Origin of the sequence: Psychrobacter fulvigenes (assembly GCF_904846155.1) — a bacterium.
Taxonomy (GTDB): Bacteria; Pseudomonadota; Gammaproteobacteria; order Pseudomonadales; family Moraxellaceae; genus Psychrobacter; species Psychrobacter fulvigenes.
Genome location: NZ_CAJGZP010000001.1, coordinates 179,034 through 202,628, shown reverse-complemented (window position 1 = coordinate 202,628; position 23,595 = coordinate 179,034). Strand labels below are relative to the sequence as shown.

The 23,595-nt window shown below is 43.1% G+C and carries 15 protein-coding genes and 1 pseudogene; 2 read left to right on the top strand and 14 right to left on the bottom strand.

Annotation, left to right across the window (positions count from 1 at the left end; genetic code table 11):
- Window positions 1-42: 42 nt before the first annotated feature.
- The 11 genes and pseudogenes from JMX03_RS15285 to sdhC all read right to left on the bottom strand — a co-directional run.
- Window positions 43-208: pseudogene (locus tag JMX03_RS15285) on the bottom strand (DapH/DapD/GlmU-related protein); the annotation flags it as partial.
- A 434-nt stretch (window positions 209-642) separates the two neighbouring features.
- Window positions 643-3,045, bottom strand: a complete 2,403-nt coding sequence (locus JMX03_RS00910; protein WP_201593867.1) for a capsular polysaccharide export protein, LipB/KpsS family — start codon at window positions 3,043-3,045, stop codon at window positions 643-645.
- Window positions 3,046-3,200: 155 nt separating this feature from the next.
- Complete coding sequence (sucD, locus tag JMX03_RS00905; protein ID WP_201576200.1) at window positions 3,201-4,076, bottom strand: succinate--CoA ligase subunit alpha; 876 nt, start codon at window positions 4,074-4,076, stop codon at window positions 3,201-3,203.
- Window positions 4,077-4,171: 95 nt separating this feature from the next.
- Window positions 4,172-5,350, bottom strand: coding sequence for an ADP-forming succinate--CoA ligase subunit beta (gene sucC / locus JMX03_RS00900; RefSeq protein WP_201593866.1), 1,179 nt, complete (start codon window positions 5,348-5,350; stop codon window positions 4,172-4,174).
- A 466-nt stretch (window positions 5,351-5,816) separates the two neighbouring features.
- The gene (gene lpdA, locus JMX03_RS00895) at window positions 5,817-7,274 is read right to left on the bottom strand and encodes a dihydrolipoyl dehydrogenase (protein WP_201593865.1); all 1,458 of its coding nucleotides are present in this window, start codon (window positions 7,272-7,274) and stop codon (window positions 5,817-5,819) included.
- A gap of 339 nt (window positions 7,275-7,613) precedes the next feature.
- Window positions 7,614-8,852: a 2-oxoglutarate dehydrogenase complex dihydrolipoyllysine-residue succinyltransferase gene (gene odhB, locus JMX03_RS00890; protein ID WP_201593864.1), complete on the bottom strand. Its 1,239-nt coding sequence runs from the start codon at window positions 8,850-8,852 to the stop codon at window positions 7,614-7,616.
- 236 nt (window positions 8,853-9,088) lie between these two features.
- Window positions 9,089-11,971 (bottom strand): 2-oxoglutarate dehydrogenase E1 component, encoded by a 2,883-nt coding sequence (locus tag JMX03_RS00885; protein WP_201593863.1) that lies wholly within the window; start codon window positions 11,969-11,971, stop codon window positions 9,089-9,091.
- A 766-nt stretch (window positions 11,972-12,737) separates the two neighbouring features.
- Window positions 12,738-13,448: a succinate dehydrogenase iron-sulfur subunit gene (locus JMX03_RS00880; protein WP_201576217.1), complete on the bottom strand. Its 711-nt coding sequence runs from the start codon at window positions 13,446-13,448 to the stop codon at window positions 12,738-12,740.
- A 139-nt stretch (window positions 13,449-13,587) separates the two neighbouring features.
- A complete protein-coding gene (gene sdhA / locus JMX03_RS00875; protein ID WP_201593862.1) occupies window positions 13,588-15,438 on the bottom strand; it encodes a succinate dehydrogenase flavoprotein subunit in 1,851 nt (616 codons plus the stop codon).
- Between the two features lie 187 nt (window positions 15,439-15,625).
- Window positions 15,626-15,991: a succinate dehydrogenase, hydrophobic membrane anchor protein gene (sdhD, locus tag JMX03_RS00870; protein ID WP_227678044.1), complete on the bottom strand. Its 366-nt coding sequence runs from the start codon at window positions 15,989-15,991 to the stop codon at window positions 15,626-15,628.
- Window positions 15,992-16,011: 20 nt separating this feature from the next.
- Window positions 16,012-16,398, bottom strand: coding sequence for a succinate dehydrogenase, cytochrome b556 subunit (sdhC, locus tag JMX03_RS00865; RefSeq protein WP_201576222.1), 387 nt, complete (start codon window positions 16,396-16,398; stop codon window positions 16,012-16,014).
- Window positions 16,399-17,515: 1,117 nt separating this feature from the next.
- Between sdhC and gltA the strand changes: the two genes are divergently transcribed.
- Together gltA and JMX03_RS00855 are read left to right on the top strand one after the other, a co-directional pair.
- Entirely contained in the window at window positions 17,516-18,796 is a 1,281-nt protein-coding gene (gene gltA, locus JMX03_RS00860; RefSeq protein WP_201576224.1) for a citrate synthase, read from the top strand.
- A gap of 112 nt (window positions 18,797-18,908) precedes the next feature.
- Entirely contained in the window at window positions 18,909-20,225 is a 1,317-nt protein-coding gene (locus JMX03_RS00855; protein WP_265090434.1) for an IS4 family transposase, read from the top strand.
- 180 nt (window positions 20,226-20,405) lie between these two features.
- Here the strand turns inward: JMX03_RS00855 and tnpB are convergent, their stop codons facing one another.
- The 3 genes from tnpB to JMX03_RS00840 all read right to left on the bottom strand — a co-directional run bounded on the left by tnpB (window position 20,406) and on the right by JMX03_RS00840 (window position 23,547).
- The gene (gene tnpB, locus JMX03_RS00850; protein ID WP_201593861.1) at window positions 20,406-21,557 is read right to left on the bottom strand and encodes an IS200/IS605 family element RNA-guided endonuclease TnpB; all 1,152 of its coding nucleotides are present in this window, start codon (window positions 21,555-21,557) and stop codon (window positions 20,406-20,408) included.
- Window positions 21,558-21,823: 266 nt separating this feature from the next.
- Window positions 21,824-22,801: a hypothetical protein gene (locus JMX03_RS00845; protein WP_201593860.1), complete on the bottom strand. Its 978-nt coding sequence runs from the start codon at window positions 22,799-22,801 to the stop codon at window positions 21,824-21,826.
- Between the two features lie 227 nt (window positions 22,802-23,028).
- Window positions 23,029-23,547, bottom strand: a complete 519-nt coding sequence (locus JMX03_RS00840) for a type IV secretion protein Rhs (protein WP_201593859.1) — start codon at window positions 23,545-23,547, stop codon at window positions 23,029-23,031.
- Window positions 23,548-23,595: the final 48 nt, after the last annotated feature.

Sequence of the window (23,595 nt, the reverse complement as noted above, 5' to 3'; positions counted from 1 at the left end):
CGAACCAACTGCTTTTAGAAATTATATCCACTAAATTGGGATCAAATCTCATTCTTATTAGCTTTGCTGCTACTCCACCGTAAATACTATAAGGAGGAATATCTTTAGTAACAACTGAATTAGCAGCAATTATTGCACCATCACCAATATGAACTCCTGCCATAATGATGGCTCGTCTACCTATCCAAACATCGTTACCTATCTTAACCTCACCTTGTTTATTCTGTTTTTTTCTTGACTTAATTCTTTTAAATTCATCAAAAGTCCCTAAACCTCCATTATCACCAAAAGCAAAACCAGATGTGCTTAAAAAATTAATTGGATGTTGGAAAGGATTAATAATAACCTCTGCAGAAATAGAGCAGTAGTTACCTATTTCCGTATTCCTTATCTCACAGTTCTTACCGAAATAAGTAAAAGCACCTACACTACAGTTCCCAGATATTAAACAATTTTGAGAAGATACAGGAGCAGCACAGTTTAATTCACCTTTTAAACGGAGTAAATCAATATTTAGTCCGACTGATTTTGCTGATTTTTGTGTAAAACTATATAACATAAGACACCCTATATATATTTCAGAAATAAAATAGAGACTTTTATCTGTAGATGATATTAACTAGAAAAACAATTTCTATAAATTCAAAACTTAAAATTTCTATTTTTTATAGTATACTCTATGCATTCATCTATATCACAAACTGCTTCTAACTCTGGAGAATAATAACGGCTACACTCAATATAAGAAACATAAAATATTTCGTTTATCGTTCTATTTTTTATTCTCCTTTCTTCGTTTTTCTTATCAACGGTAACGCCCCAGTTAGAATAGAATGGTACGCCATAACAGATAACTTCTTTCCCATACATTAATGCTTCGAATCCAAGACCAGAGCTACAAACGTAAACTTTGTCTACCATCTCCAATAATTGATGAGGATGGATATCATAATCTATCAAGTGTACATTATTTATATCTCTAGTAAAATCTACATTTGCGTCGCTAAAATATGAGCCTTTATCTCCTTTGACGGCATCTGGATGTCTCTTTATTAAAATATCGGCATCAGGATTATCTCGAATAGCATCAACCAACATAATCTGAAAATCATTCTCATTAGCTTTCGCACAGACTACAGACTGATCACCATACCGCTGATCTACTACAAGTACTTTGCGTGCGTCAGTACGACCTATTGAAACAGGCAAATAAGGAGAATCGTTATACTTAGAAATATGATTCTCAGTTATTAAACCAATCGTATTCTTTGCTTTCATCAACTCTTCATCTGTGAATACTCTATCAGAGTTTAGAACCTCCTCGAAACTTGAAGCATTATAGGAATCGTAATAGGCAGTATTACTACCGCATAGAGTGATAGATAACGCAGGCTCTTTAGATAAACCGATGCCAACCGACCTTATAAAACCATCTTCTATTATAAAAGGTTTTTTACCAAACTTTCTCATTAGATTTGAGACCGACTTCTTATTATTGTTTTCTGTAATACCCCATTGTATTACCTCATCACAGAGAGAAGCCTCTATTTCGTTCTTAGGCTTTATCATTTTAGAGAAATTTAAGAGTTCTGGTAAATACAATCCCGTATTATTTATCAAGTTAGGATTAGAATTAGCGACATACGTTACATGAGAATTAAAACGTTTTATCTCTCTACTTCCTTTTAGTTCTTTAGTATCAGCCAAACCTTCTAAATATCTTACGATCCTCATTGAAGATTGCCCATCAAAACTACCTGCTGAAAGAGCTCTTTCTGCCCAAGACCAATCTATATTTTTAAGTGTATCATTGCTTGATAAAGCTTTATCTATTTCATAATAAAGTTCATCTTTATCATGTGCTACTGGAATTCTAATCCCATCCCATAGCTGTATAAAATCGAAATACTTTGTAGACACGGCTGGAGTATCTGACAATAACGCTTCAAGAATTAAAGTGCTGTTGACTGATAGCAGTAAGTTGGCATGATATAAATTTTCAGCTACTGGCATCAAATAGGAACCAGATTTATCAATAACTAATCTTTCATCGTAATCTACTTTGTCTCTTACTCTCCTGAAGATAGTATTTTTGTGATTACTTGGTGGTTCACGCATAATAAGCTGAGAATCGTTTCTCTCACAATATTCTATGATATCTAGTAATGCTTGATTTTGACGCTGAAGTGCATAACTTTGATCTACTTGAATATCCATAGGTTGTAAAGCATATAACAAGATGTCTTTCTTTGGATCAAGACCATATATCATACAAAAATCTTCGCGCGAAGTTAACCTTTTGTACTGATGATAAATATCGAATTTCGGCGCACCGAGGACTTGAATCTTGTTTTCATTCAATCCACGTTCCATGAATATATTTTTCTGCAACTCACCCCATGTGATTACATGATCACATTTTGGAAGGTTTACCTCTATATCTCCTAGCTTATACATATAATATTTCTCTTGCGATAGAAATACAGATTCATGTAACACTAGAACTGTTTTTATTCCTAAGTCTTTACATACATCTACTAATATCCTCATTGCAGGATGCCAGTCAAATGTGAATATAACTCCTTCAATATCATTCTTAATAATTGCTAAATGACTTAGAAGGAACTTTCTATACTGAACAGGATTTTCACGCGAGATTCTCGAGATACTCTTCCTATTCGACTCACTACTGCCTTCGAAAATTTCTAGTGGATAAACTTTGAACTTTTCTGACTTATTTATTGATTCTATAACTGCATCACCGTGACTTTTTATCCAAGGTAAGTATAGGTAAATTTCTTTATTTTTCTCAAAATCGTATTCAGGTCTTAGAACATTCAAAGAATTTGCAACAGAATTCTTAAATTCTGGTTTATCATTATTATTGATGCTTTTTTTAGATATATTATTAGCTTTATTTGAGCCTTTTTTATCAACTTTATAATTATCATTGTTTAGCGTAGAGTTAAGTTGCTTTACTCTTTTTTTGAAAGAATCCAGAAAAAAAAGAGATGGGTTTTTTGCTAATTTAGTAAGTTTACTCACAATTTTTTACACCTTAATCTACTATAAATATGAATTTTTACTCGTAATGACAAATTTACATAAAAAAACACCCCATTGTAGGGGTGTCTTAAAGGTATATCAAGGATATTTAACAGTTTTTACTAGAATTATATATATTCTTTTATCAGAATATGCTACCAACCAGTCACTTCTTTTAGCTTCTCACCGATCTTCGCTGGATCACGAGTATACGCAATGCCTGCATCTTCAAAGGCTTTGAACTTCTCTTCTGCCGTACCTTGACCACCAGAGATGATCGCGCCAGCATGACCCATACGCTTACCTTCTGGAGCCGTCACCCCAGCGATATAACCAACCACAGGCTTAGTCACGTGCTCTTTGATATAAGCAGCCGCCTCTTCTTCCGCCGTACCACCGATCTCACCGATCAGGACGATGGCTTCGGTTTGTGGATCGTCTTGGAACAGTTTTAGCGCATCGATTTGGTTCATACCAGGGATAGGGTCACCGCCGATACCGATACAAGTAGACTGACCAAAGCCAAGCTTAGTCGTTTGCGCGACTGCTTCATAAGTCAGCGTACCAGAGCGTGAGATGATGCCCACTTTACCTGGCAAGTGGATATGACCTGGCATGATACCGATTTTGCACTGACCTGGCGTGATGACACCTGGGCAGTTCGGGCCAACCATACGTACGCCGTCTGCTGCTTCGATATAGCGCTTGGCTTTTAGCATATCGAGCGTAGGTACGCCTTCAGTGATGACCACGATCAGCTTCACACCTGCATCGACCGCTTCTACGATAGAGTCTAGGACGAATGGCGCTGGTACATAGATAACCGATGCGTCCGCTTGTGTCTTCGCCATCGCCTCAGCCATGGTGTTGAATACAGGGAGACCTAAATGCGTTTGACCGCCTTTACCTGGGGTGACACCGCCGACGACTTTGGTACCGTATGCGATGGCTTGCTCTGAATGGAACGTGCCGTTTTTACCAGTGAAACCTTGCACCAATACTTTGGTGTCTTTATCAATGAGTACACTCATTATTTGCTCCTAATTATAATCTTGTATATCTGGCTGTCTGTCTAGGGCATCTCTTAGTGAATGATGCTTGATTAAAGATGCCTAATAAACAATGCCTAGTAAACGATGTTGGTTCCCACCGCAGCGACGATCTTCTGTGCAGCATCGGCGAGGCCCTGAGCTGAGATGATCTGTACATCTGACTCTTCTAGTAGCTGCGCGCCTTTTTCAGCATTGTTACCTTCTAGACGTACTACGACTGGCACTTCTACGCCCACTTCTTTTACTGCGGCGATGATGGCTTCTGCAATCATGTCACAGCGCACGATACCACCAAAGATATTGATCAGGACGCCTTCCACACTGCTGTCTTCTAGGATGATCTTGAACGCTTCAACGACGCGATCTTTGGTTGCACCGCCGCCAACGTCTAGGAAGTTAGCAGGCTTGCCGCCATAGAGCTTGATGATGTCCATCGTCGCCATCGCCAGGCCAGCACCGTTGACCATACAGCCGATGTTACCTTCTAGGGCCACATAGTTTAGATCAAATTCAGCTGCTTTTAGCTCACGCTCGTTTTCTTGCGTTTTGTCTTGGAGAGCAGCGATTTTTGGTAGACGATACAGCGCGTTTGAATCGATACCGATTTTGCCATCGACACAGACGATCTCGCCATTTTCACGTACCGCTAGTGGGTTGACTTCAAGTAGGGCAAAGTCATTTTCGACAAATGCTTGGTAGGCACCGGTCATGATTTTGACAAACTGATTGATCTGCTTGCCTTCAAGACCCAACTTGAACGCTACTTCACGCGCTTGATACGGCATGAGACCTACTAATGGATCGACGCTTACCTTAAAGATTTTTTCTGGGGTTTCTTTGGCCACTTCTTCGATATCAACGCCGCCTTCGGTTGATGCCATAAAGGTGACACGGCGCGTAGAACGGTCAACAACCGCGCCAAGATACAGCTCAGTTCTGACTGGGTACATATCTTCTGCAACCAATACGAAGTTGACTGGTTGGCCATCAGCGTCCGTTTGGAAGGTCACTAGATTGGTACCGATCAGCGCTTCAGCCACTTGCTTCGCTTCTTCACGAGTCTTGACCAACTTGACGCCACCCGCTTTACCACGGCCACCAGCATGTACCTGTGCTTTGATAACAGCAATATCGGTTGGCGTCTTATCAAAAGCGGCTGCCGCTTCTTCGCCATTACGGGCGATGATGCCTTCTTGGATTGGCAAACCATAGCTTTTTAGTAGCTCTTTTGCTTGATACTCATGTAGATTCATTGATTGTATCCTTTATTTTTTTACAATTAATAAAAGTGAAAATAAGTGCGCGGCAACATTTGGCTGGCGCACTTGTGACAGTAATGGCAGTGATGATAATGGTAGGGCTACCATCAAGAGTTAGATCGTGAAGCGGTCTTTACCTCATGGGCAAAGACCTAAATCAGCAAGGCATTTAAAGCGTGCCTTTTTCATATTGGACGACTTATAGATATAGCTTATAACCCCGCTCTCAACTTAATTTTGTAGGGTGGGTTAGTGAAGCGTAACCCGCCAAATAGTCTAGATAATCAAGTAGCCTAGATAGCATTGGCGGGTTACGTTTTATCTTCATTCTCTGCGAGAATAGAATAAAACTAACCCACCCTACGAGAATAAACTATCGCTTACTTCGATATATTTAAAAAGTTGCAAGCGGGGTAGCTTATAGGTACAACTTACTTATGAGTAGAACCTAACTATAAGGCTACTTCTTTTTACGTTTTTTGCGCTGAATAGCATGGATAGCACGGCCATCGGCAGAGAGCGCCGCTTCATGTACCGCTTCAGAGATCGTCGGATGCGCAAAGGTCATCAGCTGTAGATCTTCGATACTAGAGACAAACTCCATCGCAATCATACCCTGATGGACGATGTCGCCTGCACCCGCAGAGATGGCATGCATACCGAGTAGGCGATCGGTCTTGGCGTCAGCGACGACCTTGATAGAGCCTTCAGCTTCGCTTTGCGCCAATGCACGGCCGTTTGCCGCTAAGTTAAATGAGCCTGTTTTGACTTCATAGCCAGCTTCTTCCGCTTCTTGCTCAGTCATACCAACCCATGCGATTTCTGGATGCGTATAGATGACGTTGATGATAGTGTCATAGTTGACCTGAGCTTTTTCGCCATGAATACGCTCAACCGCCATCATGCCCTCTTCCATCGCCTTGTGCGCAAGCATTGGGCCACGTACCAAGTCACCGATAGCGTATACGCCGTCAAGATTGGTTTTGCACTGATCGTCAACATCGATAAGACCACGCTCAGTCAATTCGATACCGCTGTCTTCACCCAAGAGCTTTTCAGCATAGGCACGGCGACCCACACAGACGATTAGCTTATCAAAGCTTTCATCAGAGGCTTCACCGTTCTTTTCACTAGTGACGACCACTTCATCGCCCTTAACTTCAGCATTGGTCACTTTGGTATCGACACGGATATCAAGACCTTGCTTTTTCAGCATTCTGCCCGCTTCTTTTGAGATGTCTTTATCAGCAGCGGCTAAGAAGTTTGGTAGCGCTTCATAGATCACCACTTCTGCACCTAGGCGACGCCATACCGAGCCAAGCTCAAGACCGATAACGCCTGCACCAATCACGCCCAAACGCTTTGGCACTTCGGTGAAATCAAGCGCACCAGTAGAGTCAACGATACGCTCGCCGTCAGTCTTAGCAACTGGGATATCGATAGGGACAGAACCTGCTGCTAGGATGACATTTTTGGCAGTGATGGTGGTCTCTTTCTCATCTTCTAGAGCGGTAAACTTAACTTGTTTGTCCGCGCCTTTGCCATCAACCAGCGTGCCCCAGCCTTGTAACCAGTCAACGCCATTGCCTTTTAGCAGTGCCGCAACACCGCCAGTTAACTGCTTAACGATGCCCTCTTTGCGCGCAATCATCTGCTCTACATCGATGGCCACATCGCCAGTACTGATGCCATGCTCAGCCAGATCATGCTTAGTCGCCTCATAGCGATGCGAGCTATCAAGTAAAGCTTTTGATGGGATACAACCAACGTTTAAGCACGTACCGCCAAGCGCAGGCTCGGCTTTGTAAACGCGTTTTCCGATACAAGCCACGCACATACCAAGCTGTCCTGCACGGATAGCTGCTTCATAACCACCAGGACCGCCGCCGATGACGACTAAATCATAATTATCTTTCATAATAGGTTCCTATTTATAACTTAGGTTTTAATTTAGGTTTTAGCTTTGCTTTTAAGATTGATTATCAACTGACTCATTGGGCAGTTTATCAAATATAGGGTAAATCATTCAGCCATTAAAAAGTAAAAATCAGTCATCAAATACAAGATCAGCAAACAGTAAATACACCATTTGAGCTCATTGACTGATGATAGTTATCTCTCTCGTCTCTATATGGCTTTGTAGCATATAGCCTACGATAACTCATATTAAATTGAGATTCAGGTTAAGAAAAGCAAAAGCCATCTGTCTCAAAAGCAAAAAGCTTGTATCGACGATTGCCGATACAAGCTCAGAGGCTTATAGGTCTAGTAAGAGCATCGCTGGATCTTCGACCAGCTCTTTGATAGTGACCAAGAACTGAACAGCTTCTTTACCATCGATCATACGGTGGTCATAAGACAGTGCCAGATACATCATTGGTAGGATTTCGACTTGACCATTGACCGCCATTGGACGATCGTTGATCGCGTGCATACCCAAGATAGCCGTTTGTGGTGGGTTCAAAATCGGCGTAGACATGAGTGAACCAAAGACACCACCGTTAGAGATAGTGAAGGTACCACCAGTCATCTCGTCCAGACCAAGCTTACCGTCTTGTGCTTTGCCGCCAAGCTCACGGATTTTGCTCTCGACATCCGCCATGCTCATGCGATCTGTATCACGTAATACAGGAACTACCAAGCCGCGATCTGAAGAAACAGCCACACCGATGTCATAGAAACCATGATAAACGATGTCATCACCGTCTAGTGAAGCGTTTACTGCTGGGAAGCGTTTGAGTGCTTCAGTGGCTGCTTTTACGAATAACGACATAAAGCCTAAACGTACACCATGACGCTTTTCAAACTGTTCTTTATACTTCGCACGCATGTCCATCAGCGGCTTCATATTGACTTCGTTAAACGTCGTTAGCATTGCCGTATCTTGTGACGCTGATAGCAGACGATTGGCGACTGTCTTACGTAGACGCGTCATTGGTACACGCTTTTCCGTACGCTCACCAACTGACTCTGCGACTGGGCGACCACTGTCCGACTTGATAGAGCTGTCCGCTTTGAGGGTTGGGCTAGCCATATCCGTCTTGGTTACGCGACCACCACGGCCAGTGCCTTCGACGTTCTTTGGATCAACGCCAGACTCTTTTGCCGCTTTGCGTACTGCTGGGCTTTGATCTTTATGATCGGCTTCTGCAGCGCTTGCGCCTTGCGTAGGCTCGCCGCCATCAGCAGCTTGCTTTGCTTGTACAGGAGCAGCAGGTTGATCTGGATCTACAGCAGGAGCATCATCGGTAGAACCGCTGGCGCCCGCTTCAAACTCTGCGATCAAATCAGCAGACTCAACAGTGTCGTCGACTTGCTTAACAATCTTAGTCACCACACCATCATCAGGTGCAACCACTTCTAATACAACTTTATCAGTTTCGATTTCAGCCAAAAGGTCGTCACGGTTAACTTGTTGGCCTTCAGTGACATGCCATTCAACGATCGTGCCATCGGCAACCGATTCTGGAAAAACGGGGGCTTTAATTTCAGCCATCGATATACTCCTTAGATATGAATATTACTATTTATTATTGAGTCGTGATGAGCAGTCAGTATTTTGGAAGACGGCTCATAAATAATAATGCATATTTATGAGCCATTTACCTATGACAGCTTATTATTGATGATTTAATAATTGCTGACTGTTAATAATATCTGACTGCCACCGCCTGATTGATATACGTTATAGGGATCGATCTTTTCTTTATACTGCTGCTCTATTTTTTAGCGCTACTTTGCCAACTCATCGACACTGACGCCTAGACTTTCGGCAACCAATGTTTGTTGCTGCTGAGCATGCAACTTCGGTGAACCCGTCGCTGGTGCCGCACTTGGTGGACGCGCTACTGGCTCCATCACCTTCGCTCTAGTCGGATGCGGTACCACAATACGGAACATATGCGGCGCTAAATAGTACCAAGCACCTTGGTTGAGCGGCTCTTCTTGTGCCCAGACGATTTCTTTAAGATTGCTGTATTTTTCAATTTCAGCAATCAGACGCTCTTCTGGTAATGGATAGAGCTGCTCAATACGAACAATAGCAATATGTTCTATGCCTAAGGCACGGCGCTGCTCAAGTAGGTCATAATAAACCTTACCACCACACAGTAATAAACGGGTGATCTTGTCTGCATCATGCTGATCAATCTCTGGCAGTACTGTCTCAAACTTACCCTCTGCCAACTCTTCTAGAGAGGATGTCGCAAGCTTATGACGTAACAGGCTCTTAGGTGACATCACTACCAATGGCACACGGCTTGGACGTATCGCTTGACGACGTAGCACATGGAATATCTGTGCAGGCGTCGTCGGAGTGATCACTTGCATATTGTCTTCAGCACATAGCTGTAAGAAACGCTCCAGACGGGCTGAAGAATGCTCAGGGCCCTGACCTTCAAAGCCATGCGGCAATAGCATAGTCAAACCACAAACACGCTGCCACTTGGTTTCACCGCTTGAGATAAACTGGTCAATTACTACCTGTGCACCATTGACGAAGTCACCAAACTGCGCTTCCCAAATAATCAACGCATTTGGAACAGTCGTTGCATAGCCATATTCAAACGCCAACACGGCTTCTTCTGACAACAATGAGTTGTAAGTTGCAAAGCGCGCCTGCTTTTCACTGATATGAGACAGTGGCACATACATGCTGCCGTCATTCATATTGTATATTTCGCTATGGCGATGTGAGAATGTACCACGGCCGACATCTTCACCGGTAATACGAACCAATACCTCATCGTTATCGACCAAGCTGGCGTAAGCTAAAGTCTCAGCAGCACCCCAGTTCAGAGGCTCTTCGCCAGTCTGCATGGCCAAACGTTGTTCGACCAGTCTTTCTACTTGGCGCTGAAGCTTATAGCCTTCTGGCATCTGCGCCATACGGCGACCATAGCCTTTTAGCTTTTCGATATCGACACCAGTGTCCCAGTCATCTATCAAGTCATGACCGATATAGGGTGTCCAGTCGACAAACAGCGCTTCATCAGGATCACTCACCAAAGAGTTCACCACATAATCACCACGGTCTAGCGACTCACGGTATTGATCTTCATATTTTTTGGCATCTTCTTCAGTGATGACGCCTTTATCAATAAGCTGCTGTGCATAAATAGCGCGGGTGGTTGGTAGCTTTTTGATCACTGCATACATCAGTGGTTGAGTCGCTGACGGCTCATCCGCTTCGTTATGGCCGTTACGGCGATAACAGAATAAGTCAATGACGATGTCTTTATCGAACTCATGACGGTAGTCAAGCGCTAACTGAGCAGCAAATATCACTGATTCAGGATCATCACCATTCACATGCAAGATAGGCGCATGTACCATTTTTGCGACATCAGTACAGTATTCTGTCGAGCGCAAATCTTCTTGGCGGCTGGTGGTGAAACCAACTTGGTTATTGATGACGATGTGTAGCGTACCACCTGTGGTATAACCACGGGTTTGTGACATCTGAAAGGTCTCTTGCACCACGCCTTGACCTGCAAATGCAGCATCACCATGCACCACGATGGGCAATACTGAATTACCATCTTTGTCGCTACGGCCAGGTTGGTCATTACGACGAACTTGACGCGCGCGTACTGAACCTTGTAGTACAGGTGCAACGATCTCAAGATGCGATGGGTTAAAGGCCAGTGCTAAATGCGCCTCACCACCTGGCGTCATCACGTTAGAGGAGAAGCCACTGTGATACTTAACATCACCTGAGCCTTTCTCTGGCTGTACTTTACCATCGAACTCATCAAACAAATCGGCAGGGTTTTTACCTAAGATATTCACTAGTACGTTTAAGCGTCCACGGTGCGCCATACCGATCATCATCTCTTTGGTGCCATAATTTCCGGCACGCTGGATGATCTCGTTGACCGCAGGGATAAAGCTTTCGCCGCCTTCAAGGCCGAAACGTTTGACACCCGTATATTTACGTGCCAAATACTTCTCTAAGCCTTCAGCAGCCGTTAAGCGCTCAAGTATAGACAAGCGTTTTTCTTTATCGAACTCGATATGACCAAGGTTGCTCTCAAGATACTTCTCCATCCAGCGTTTTTCGACACTGGTGGTCACGTGCATGTACTCTACACCAATATAACGGCAGTAGACACGCTCCATAATCTCGATGATTTCGCGTAGCGGTGCTTCACTCTTACCGATGTTCAAGTCACTGGTAGGATAAATATTATCTAAGTCCGCTTCCGACAGTCCATGATACTCTAGCGTCAGATCCACTACTTCAGGACGTGGATGCAACCCTAAGGGATCAAGCTGAGCACGGCGATGACCACGGCGACGGTAAGCTGAGATCAGCTGCTGTACGGCCATTTGCTTAGGATCAGCGCAATCGGCTGCACTGACTGTAGTGCTACCAGCTTCAGTGTTGACTTTATTGGCTGTTTGATTGCGTGCAAGCAGTAAGAACTGATCTTTGATCTCATTGTGCTTAGCATCATTAGGAGATTGGTATTGTTTGAAGTAACTTTGCCAATCAGCATCGACGCTATCTGGATCACTGAGATACTGCTCATAAAGGGATTCGATATAGTGGGCGTTATCAGCCGCAAGTTCAGTATGCGCTGCGCCAGATCTTTCTTTAGTTATACTATTCATAATAATCGTCTATTTGATAGATAAATGAATGGAATCGTGCTTATTGTTGTGTAATCTATTTTATGCTAAGCGGACAGGCTATGTCACATGAGTCGGTTGCATGAGCGACTGTCAACACCGATGAATGCCTCAATCTTAATTATTTGTGAACGGACAGTTTTGTTTGTATGCTCGTCTCAAAAAATTAAATTATATATACTGACAGTAGCTATAACCAATTAGTTCCTATCGAAATACTTAATCAATGCTACTTATTAATCAATGTCGCTTAATCAATAGGTCACATGACGTTCAGCTATTTTCTGCTGTTTTTTACGCCTAACATACATTGCTATCTAGGGTAACATGCCTAAATTACCTGATATAGTTTGTTTCTTCAATACTAGGTATTTACCTAATAAATACTCATTATCATCTTTATTTCTCATAGTTACTTACACGGTTATTTACATGGCTACTTATTCGGCGACCTCTAAATAAACTTTCAGGCAATCGAACAGGCATATGATAACATTTTTACATACGTATTTTTATTACTACTTAGTAGTTACTGATACAGTTTTGTGAAAGTTTATAGCCAATAAGCTCAAATTTATAATCCGTTACTGCATATATATGAGCGGTCGTCGCTATTAACAAGTGCCTTAGTTTAATAAACCTTATTCATTACATGATGACAGTCATTATCACAAAAAAACACCGCCTGATGAGCAGACGGTGTTTTATCAACATATTAAGGGTCTATTTATTAAAGCTAGCTACTAGCTTAACCTGCTTGATCGATTAGCAGGTTACGTAGATGGCCAATCGCTCGGGTCGGGTTCAGACCTTTTGGACAAACCGAAACACAGTTCATGATGCCGCGGCAACGGAAGAGACTGAATGGATCATCCAAACGCGCCAAACGTGCTTGTGCATCCGTATCACGGCTATCTGCCACAAAACGATAAGCATGTAGCAACGCTGAAGGGCCTAAGAACTTATCAGGGTTCCACCAGAATGATGGGCAACTGGTCGAGCAACAAGCGCATAGGATACACTCGTATAGACCGTTCAGTTTTTCACGTTGCTCAGGTGACTGCAAACGTTCTGTTGGCGGTGCTGGCTGATCATTGATCAAGAACGGATGTACCTTTTCGTACTGCTCGTAGAACTGGTTCATATCAACGACCAGATCGCGCACAACAGGTAGACCTGGTAGCGGACGTACAGTGACTTTTTCTGGCAGCGTGTTCATGTTGATCAAACATGCCAGACCGTTTTTGCCATTGATATTCACGCCGTCAGAGCCACAGATGCCTTCACGGCAAGAGCGTCTAAAGGTGATGGTTTCGTCTTGCTTTTTTAAGCGCAATAAAACGTCAAGCAACATACGATCTGACTCTAAAAGCTCAACCGTAAATGTTTGCATGTAAGGGGCTGCGTCCTTGTCAGGATCGTAGCGGTATATCTCGATGGTGCGAGTACCTCGACTCATAGTGCTAACTCCACGCGGTGTAAGGCTATGTTATTCAAAAGTCTTAACTCTTTATGATAATGAATAACGGGCCTTACAAAATCAAAAATTAAATTCGAAAACCGTTCATTAAACTACATAAACCTGTTTAACGAGACGATTAGTAAACACGCACTTTTGGCTCAACGTAATCCACAGTTAGCGGTACCTTACGAACTGGCTTGTAGATAATTTTGTTATCTTCAGCATACCAGATAGTGTGCTTCATCCATTCGTTGTCGTTACGACCGTTTGGTGCAACTAGATCATCTTCTGGACGCTCATAATCAAGTACCGTATGTGCACCACGGCACTCATGACGACTCGCTGCTGATATCATCGTTGCTTTTGCAACTTCGTAGAGGTTAGCCACTTCTAGCGCTTCAATACGAGCTGTGTTGAACACTTGCGACTTATCACCAAGATGAATCTTGTCAACTTTTTCGCCCAATGCAAGAATCTTTGCGACACCCTCATCCATCGACGCTTGTGTACGGAATACACTGGCGTGTGTTTGCATGGTTGCACGAATCTCGTCAGCGACGTCTTGTGCGTTATAGCCATCAGTTGATTCTTGTAGCTTGTTCAAACGACTCAAGGTGTAATCTAATACACGTGGATCGATTGGTTTATAAGCGTTGTCCGCATGATAGTAATCTTCAACGATGTGCTTACCTGCTGCACGGCCAAAGACTACCAAGTCAAGCAGTGAGTTGGTGCCTAGACGGTTGGCACCATGTACACTCACACAAGCACACTCGCCAATAGCATATAAACCTTTTACGAGTGTGCCTTCGGTATATAGACCGTCTTCGTCTACTGGACCTTCAAGATTTGGCACAATCACTTGACCGTTAATCGTCGTTGGGATACCGCCCATCATATAGTGAATGGTTGGAATCACAGGAATAGGCTCTTTGGTGATATCGACGTTGGCGAAGTTTTTACCAATCTCAAATACAGATGGCAGACGCTTCATGATGGTGTCTACACCTAAGTGCGTCATGTCCATAACAATGTGGTCAGCGTTCGGACCACAGCCGCGGCCTTCTTTGATCTCTTGGTCCATAGAACGAGAAACCAAGTCACGTGGTGCTAAGTCTTTAACCGTTGGGGCATAACGCTCCATAAAGGCTTCGCCGTCTTTGTTACGTAAGATCGCGCCTTCACCGCGGCAGCCTTCAGTCAATAGCACACCGGCACCATGCACACCCGTTGGGTGGAATTGCCAGAATTCCATATCCTGCAAAGGCACACCAGCACGAACTGCCATACCAAGACCGTCACCCGTATTGATATAGGCGTTGGTAGAGGCGGTAAAGATACGACCTGCTCCGCCAGTCGCTATGACCGTGGCTGGCGCTTGAAATACTGCGACGGTACCTGTTTCTTGCTCAATAGCGATGACGCCATTGATATTGCCGTCTTCATCTTTGATCAAATCTAGCGCAATCCACTCAATAAAAAACTCAGCACCCAGCTTTAAGTTTCTTTGATAGAGCGTATGCAATAGTGCGTGACCTGTACGGTCAGCAGCAGCACAAGCACGTTGTACAGCTTTTTCGCCATAGTTTGAGGTATGACCGCCAAATGGACGCTGATAAATCGTGCCATCTTCGTTACGGTCAAAAGGCATGCCCATATGCTCAAGCTCATACACCACTTTTGGTGCTTCGCGGCACATATACTCAATGGCATCTTGGTCGCCCAACCAGTCTGACCCTTTGACAGTGTCATAAAAGTGGAAGTGCCAGTTGTCATTACTCATGTTACCAAGGCTAGCACCGATACCACCTTGAGCGGCGACTGTATGCGAGCGCGTTGGGAATACTTTTGTGATTACCGCAACCTTCATGCCTGACTCGGCCAGTTGTAGGGAGGCACGCATACCTGACCCACCACCACCAACGATGACAGCGTCATAGTTGAGGGTTTTGATGTTGCTAATGGTATTATCTTGTCTTGTTGCCATTACAATTTTCCTAATGCCTGTTAATGCTTGGGAAGTAATACAAAGATTGGATGACAGTCTAATTGGAGCAGCAAAAGGCATTGTATTGTATAGATACCTAATCACCCCTACTGGACTTTATTTATTCAATCTTCAGCCACTTACTAAAATGTGTATAGCCATCATTTTTTAACAGTGAATTAAACAGTTAAACGGCAACGACACCTAAGCCATTACCCCAAAAAATCATGATGCCCCAAAATAGATATACTAAAATTGCGATAATCATAACAGCTTGTAGCACAAGGCGCTGCCCAGAAGATTGGATATAGTCAGTCAATACCGTCCACATCCCTACCCAAGCGTGAGCTGCCAGTGCAATGATTGCCACCAAGCTTAGTAAGCGCATCGGTAGGCTCGTAATGAAACCAACCCACTGCTCGTAAGTCAGATCACCGTTGAATACAAAAAAACCTACCATGACAACGGAATATACCGCCAATACGACGGCACTAATACGCTGCATTACCCAATCGCGCGAGCCTGAGCCAGTAAGACCAGTCGCGCTCTTAATTCCTGTATCATTTTTAATCATTAGAACATCACCCATATAAATGACAGCACGATCAATATAGCGGCAATAACAAAGCTCACAATTGACGCTGTTTTACCTGACTGAAGATCCTCGTTGAAGCCCATATCCGCAAATAAGTGCTTAACACCCATCACGAAATGGTATGCGGTTGCTGCGACAAAAACCCATGCAACAAAACGCACAAGCACATTATCAAAGACAGCGACAAAATCTTGAGGAGAAGATAAAGAGGTTTGTAAAAGCCACAGCATTACCGGAATCAATAAGAAAAGAACAATTCCTGAGATACGATGTAAAATCGAGGCTCTGGCTATCGGCGAACTATTAACGCTAATCACTTGGCTCAAAGGCAAGTTAATGGGTCGGTTGCTTTTCACAGCGGGCATCCTTTTTGCGGTTATACTCCTGTATCTGCCATGGGGATTCAATGAAACTAAATAACATTGAGTGCCTATAGCACCACACGAGACGAATAAAGTAAGGAAGAGCTAGCTGACTTCGCTAAGGTCCTACTACATATCACTATGAGTTTCAACAATCACTGATTCATACTATAATCACTGATACATACTATGTTTACTTACTTTACAGCTCACTTACTTTTTGACAGTCAACAATAGGTGTTGCCTCATCATATAATCATAATGAATCTAGTCATTGTAAGCGGTGAAGTAAGTCAATAATCATGCTTTGGCTGCAACAGCCAACGGTATTATCGTTGATTGCTGAGTATTGTTATCTGGTCTATTTCTAATTGGTCTTTGAAAAAGACATAACTATACTCTAAAACCAATGCTTATCTAAAAATAGATCAAATAACAACAACATTCAAGTCATAAACTATTGTTTAGCTTCTGATTTATGAGCTAACCATCAACTAGCGACTAAAAAATAGCAGCAAATCTGATGCTTAGTAGAGTGTCTTTTGCTAAGTAATTATTGGATATAGCGAAATTAGTGTCAGTCAAATTTTTCTAATTATAAAATGACTGGCCGATAATTACAAATTTATCCCCTAAATAGTGAATATCAGAGTTATTCTCACAAAAAGCCAGATATGCGTAATATGTTTGCTAGAATGTTGCGCATACCTGATCTATTATAAACTCGACTAAGTTTTCCTGTTAGTCATGCACTGTCTGTTTTTGCCAAGCTAAATAGAAAACCTATTCATAGCCTGTTGTTAAAAAGAGTCATATTTTATCATAATAGACCGCTTTTTTTAGCGAGTCCAAGAATGAGTGTTTTATAACAAATTGGCAAATAGACATATTTTGATACAAATATTACTGCGGACAAATGCCTTTAAACCATATATCTTGGCTCTCTCACTATGAAAAGTCTTTTCAAATCGCGCTTAATTACTGGTAACATAGCTGAATTACCAAATTAGTTCATTCGTGTTTATTCATTTGTACTATCAACGATACGAAATTAACGATACGAAGGTTTGTATCGTTAGCACTTTTACTCTAACAAGCTAAAACCAACGGAGAGGAAATTATGGCTGATAACAATGCCACACTAACAGTAGATGGTAAGGATTACCAACTCCCTATTACTAAAGGAACTCTAGGACGCCCAGTTATTGATGTTGCTGCCTTACAAGAGTCTGGTTACTGGTCTTACGATCCTGGCTTTAAAGTAACTGCCCCTGTCGAGTCAAAAATCACCTTTATCGACGGTGGTAAAGGCGAGCTGCTGCATCGCGGCTACCCTATCGATCAACTAGCAAACAATGCTGAATATTTAGAAGTGGCTTATGCCCTCATCCACGGCGACCTGCCTAATAGCGAACAAAAAGCAGACTTCTTTGAAAAAATTCGTAAACACACTGGTGTTCATGATCAGCTGCGTAAGTTCTTTGAAGGCTTCCGCCGTGACGCACACCCGATGGCCATTATGGTCGGTGTCGTTGGTGCTCTATCAGCGTTTTATCATGAAGACTTAGATATCAGTAATGAAGAGCATCGTGAGATCACGGCTATTCGTCTGATTGCCAAAATGCCAACGCTGGCTGCGATGAGTTATAAATACTCACAGGGCGAGCCGTTCATGTATCCACGCAATGACTTTAGCTATGCTGAAAACTTCTTGTACATGATGTTTGCTACCCCTGGTGACGTTGACTATAAAGTAAACCCTGTTGTTGCAAGAGCAATGGACAAAATCTTTACTTTGCATGCGGATCATGAGCAAAACGCTTCAACGTCTACGGTACGTCTGGCTGGCTCTACTGGCGCAAACCCATACGCTTGTATCGCTGCTGGTATTGCTGCGTTATGGGGCCCATCACATGGTGGTGCCAACGAAGCAGTACTTGAGATGTTAGATGAGATCGGTACTGTTGAAAACGTTCCTGCATTTATGGAAAAAGTGAAAAGCCGTGAAGTGAAACTCATGGGCTTTGGTCACCGTGTCTATAAGAACTTCGACCCACGCGCTCAAGTGCTTAAACAGGCCTCTGATGAAGTATTAGAAGCGCTAGGTATCGATGATCCTAAGCTTGAATTAGCGATGGAGCTCGAAAAAATTGCTTTAGAAGATCCGTTCTTCATCGAGCGTAATTTGTATCCAAACGTTGACTTCTACTCTGGCATTATTCTAAAAGCCATCGGCATTCCAACGTCAATGTTTACTGTGATTTTCTCATTGGCTCGTACCTCTGGTTGGATCAGTCATTGGTTAGAGATGCACAGCGCACCATTCAAAATCGGTCGCCCACGTCAGTTATATACTGGTGAAGTAAAGCGCGATTTTGTCAAAACTGAAGATCGTAAGTAATTTTGAACAGATACTAGATATTGAAACAACAAAAATCCCGCCAGTGTGCTAATGCCAGTCAGTTAAGGCAAAAACTCAATAAAAGTAATAAAATAGCCCATCTAATAAGTAGATGGGCTATTTTACTATGAGACTACAAGACGCTATTAATGAGACGCATAAAAGGATTCCAGACACCCTAGAACAATTTAGTGAATTAATAGATCCTGAGTGGATACAGCAAGCTTTAGAGTATACCGGCAAGGCGAGCATTAGAAGGCGTAAGCTACCTGCCGAACACGTTGTTTGGATAGTCATCGGCACAGCTTTATATCGAAACCGTTCAATTTGGTATATCACAGAGCAGATGCGGCTTAATATAGACTCACAGGCCTGCGTACCCAGTGCAGTGGTACAAGCAAGACAACGCCTCGGGCATGAGCCTCTAAAGCAGCTATTTCATCAACTAAGTGCTCACTACCAAACAGAATCACGAGCCCAGCAGCAAGACTTTATGGGACTTAGCGTCCAAGCTGTAGACGGTGTCGTATACTCACTACCCTATACTGATGAGAACCTTCAGTACTTTAGTTCAAGCAAAGGCAGAACTAAAGAGGCGCCCTATCCCCAAATGCGTTCGGTATGCCTGATCAATACTGACACGCATGAGATCATTGACACAACCCTTGGAGATATGGGTCAAGGAGAGATCACATTAGCCCGTCAGCTAAATATTCAAGACAACAGCATTACGCTCTTTGATAGAGCCTATTTCTCAGCAGACCTACTGATTAGTTGGCAACAAACCCATCCAAACAGTCACTGGCTCATGCGGGCTAAAGATAATCTGCGTTACACTGTGATTGAAACCTTTAGTGAAGGGGACTACTTGATACAAATGCCGGTTTCTCCCCAAGCTCAAAAGAAAAATCCAAACCTACCCGATACTTGGCAAGCTCGATTAATTGAGTGTCGTTATGAGGGTAAGATAAGACGATACATCACCTCTTTAATAGATGATAAACGCTTTACTAAGGATAAAGTGGCACAGCTGTACTTGCAGCGCTGGGAGATCGAGATGGCTTTTAGGGAAATTAAGTCTGATCTACAGCACGGGCTGTTGTTAAGAAGTAAGCTGCCACAGCTTGTGTTACAAGAGTTCTGGGGGCTTATGATTGCTTATAATCTGATAAGACGTTTGATGCGATATATGGCAGTTAGAGCTAAGGTTAGCCCTCTACGAATTAGCTTTCATATGGTGTCTATTACGATTGTTGATCTTTTACGGTTTGCGCCTTTACAGGCTGCAGGACTCTTCCCTAAGTTGTTAGATGCAGTTTTAGAGGAAGGAAAATTGTTTGTCATTCCTGAACGCAGAAAGCGATCTTGCCCGAGGGTGGTTAAGGGTAAACCACAAAAATATCCCAAAAAAAATACCAGTCAGCCTTAACTGACTGGCATTACGCCAGTGTGCGGGATTTTTTTATGGAAGATTTATGGAAGAGAAACTTACTCTCGAACTATAGTTAGTTAAGATACTATGAACTACCCACCACCTATAGAGGTGAGGGTTTCTTAGGTAATACCCATACTTGATACAATGTTTTGTATCAGCGGTTAGGCAAATGGACTAAGCTAACCCCGTCGCACCGACGGTTTTGAGTGTGGGCAGCTTCAATCCTTCGTTTAGGATATTGATACTGGCGTTGATGTCTCTATCATTGTCCTGCAAGCAACTTGGGCAATTCCATGATCTCACCTGTAATGGTAGCTCAGCCTTAGTCAGCACATGAGCGCACCCTGAGCAGGTTTTAGAAGATGGATACCATCTGTCTATTTTCACCAGCGTTTTGCCGTACCAGTCCGCTTTATAAGCCAGCATGGTGGTAAACGCTGACCATGAGCTGTCTGATATGGCTTTAGCTAACTTTTTATTCTTAACCATGCCTTTGACGTTTAAGTCCTCTATGGCAATCACATCGTGGTTTTTGATGAGATTGAATGAGAGTTTATGTAGAAAGTCTTTTCGGGTATTGGTTATTTTTTCATATACCTTAGCGACTTTGATTTTTTGCTTTTGATAGTTGCGGCTGTCAGACAGCTTGCGTTGATCGGCTTTGGCCACTGCTGTACGCTTGGCCAGTATTTTCTGTTCTCGCGTAAGCCTATCTTGCAGTTTCGATAAGAACTTAGGATTAGCCACTTTTGTGCCATCCGACAAGACGATGAAGTCGGTTAACCCTAAATCAAGGCCGATGTTAGAGCCAGTCTTAGGTAATACCTCGACAACCGTTTCAACCAATAAGCTGGCATAGTACTTGCCTGATGGGGTTTTGCTGATGGTGGCACTTTTGATTAGGCCATTTATTTTATTTGGGAACTTAGCGTTGATATGACCAATCTTAGGCAGTTTGACGGTGTTGTTTGTGACCGCTACTGTGCCTTTTTGATTATTGGTAGTGTAGCTGTCACGCTGACCTTTTTTCTTGAACTTAGGGAAGCCAAACCCGCTTTTGAAAAAGGTGCTATAAGCGGCTCTTAGGTTTTGCTGGACGTTAGCCAGTGCCAGGCTATCGACTTCTCTTAGCCATTCAAACTCTTTTTTGTATTGAGCTGGAGTGTTTTTAAGCTCGGTCTTATGCTCGTTGTAATGATCAATCTTGTCACTAAGCATCCTATTCCAGATAAAGCGTGTGCAGCCGAATGATTTGGCAAAGAATATTTGCTGTTCTTCATTAGGGTACAGCCTGACTTTATAGGCTTTTAGGATTTGCTTGGTCATAAGGAGCTTGTTGTTAATTGGCGTTATGATTATTAATTATAATACCATAGGGAGTAAGGGTAGTTATCAATAACGCATTCATCCCACTACTTTAGAAGTAGGGGAATTCTGCGCTGAAATGTTAAAAATGATGCAGTGCTGTTGGTATAAATTTTCCTTGCTTGCTGTATGACTTCGTCACTCCAGAGGCTGCGCAAAATTCATCCCAACAGCACATGGCAAAATCTATTCGCTTTATTTAGGTCGACTATATCTCTAAAACTCTTTTAGTCCTGAAACTCTTGTAGCAGACGTTCATATTTGGCAATCTGCGCATCATAATCTTTAATGGTGTCATTAAACTTTGCCATTAAGGTTTCAAACTCTTGCTGCTGTGTCAGCTTCATTTGTTGCATATCTAATGCTTGCTGCGCTTCTATTTGCTTCCAAACTTGATGCTGTACGATAATCCGAGCCAGTGCTGGGCTTTTTACGCTCAGCCGCTCTGCAATCTCCGTATGTTCGAACAATTGCGGCAATAAGGTTGCAATATTAAGCAAAGTATCTATGTCTTGAGCGCTAAGCGCAGTATTTGCTGGCTGATACAGTGCCTGTGTTGCTTGCTGATAGCGTTCTATGATTTGCGCTTCCGTCAGTACTTCGGGCTCTCTTGGCTCAAGACTGATGCGCTTTAGCACTTCTAAGTCTCGTTCACCAACCTCAGTGCTGGTATTTATTTCTGTCTCTACAGCGCCTTCTTGAGTAGCTGTATCGGCACCAGCAGTGACATTGGTCGATTCAGCGGTGTTAGGTGCCGCTGTGTCATTGGTTTGGCTATCGGTATCAATGGACTCGGTGCCAGTCGTCATTTCAGGTGATGCAGTCGTTAGTAAGCCATTGTCACTGTCAGGACTATCTGCCGCTTGTAATGACTCATACTCTGCCTGTAATCGTCGCTGTAGCCCTTGCATCTGCACGACGTATGATGGTTGGAATTGCTCGATACGCGCTGCTGCAGAGTCGCTGATTGCCACAGGCTTGGAGGCTTCAACATCGGCTTGGGTACTGGGTTGACTATCTGCATCAGAAGCTGATGGTTCTGACGGCTGCTGACAACCCGTCAGCAATAACGCTCCTGCAAGTGTTGCAGCTAACAGACTAGGGATACGCCGTGTCTGAGTAGTCAGTTCAGTAGCGTTATCCTTACGCATAGTGCTTTTCTGACTGTTGGCATCAGACTTTGAGGTTAAACGAGTAAACATCACGGCACCACTCCTTTGTTACAAGCCCAAATAGCAGCTCTTATTTATTATTAATTGATGTGGTTATTATAAGCACTGATAGTAAATACCTGTTTTAGCATAGCGTGTCTTAAGCGCAAGCTGAATATCAATCTGTGAACGAACCGTCAGTGCGATTCGTTAGAGTACTTTTAAAAAGGTAATTCCAAAAAGGTAGCTTTAAAGAGACACTTTGATTTATGGTAACAGGATCAGCTCATGATAGTAGCATCCTTGACCGGCGATGCTAGAAATGGAATGCAAGTTTCAAATGCCCGACAGTCCTGTCCAAAATGGCGATGTACAAAGTAATCCTCTACCATGCGTGCTTGCTGCTCAATACCGTATTTAAAAAACGACTGACCTATTGCTAAATCATAATCATAACGCCGATTGATAAGTGCTCCGCGCACCACCTTTAAGCCTTGCTGCAGTTGCCAGACATGGGTCAGCTCATGTATTAGCCAACGTTGTTTGCTGATTGAGACTTTACTAAAATCCTCTATCCAATCTGCTCGATGAAAATAGATATTGCCATTAGGGCTAACTGCATAGTTTTTTAGTACCCACCAAGCGGTTTTTAGCTGCACAGTATCGAGATCAATGTTGTCTCCAAAGACTGAACGTGCCAGCGCAACTTCACCTGTGCTAAGGTGCCGCGATAGCTGCTTATCATGGCTTGATAAATGCCATTTTCGACTCAATAACTGCTTTATGGTCTGACGTATCATGGTTAATCAGTGTCTCCGTCGTTAAGATTGCATGGCAAATGCAGAATA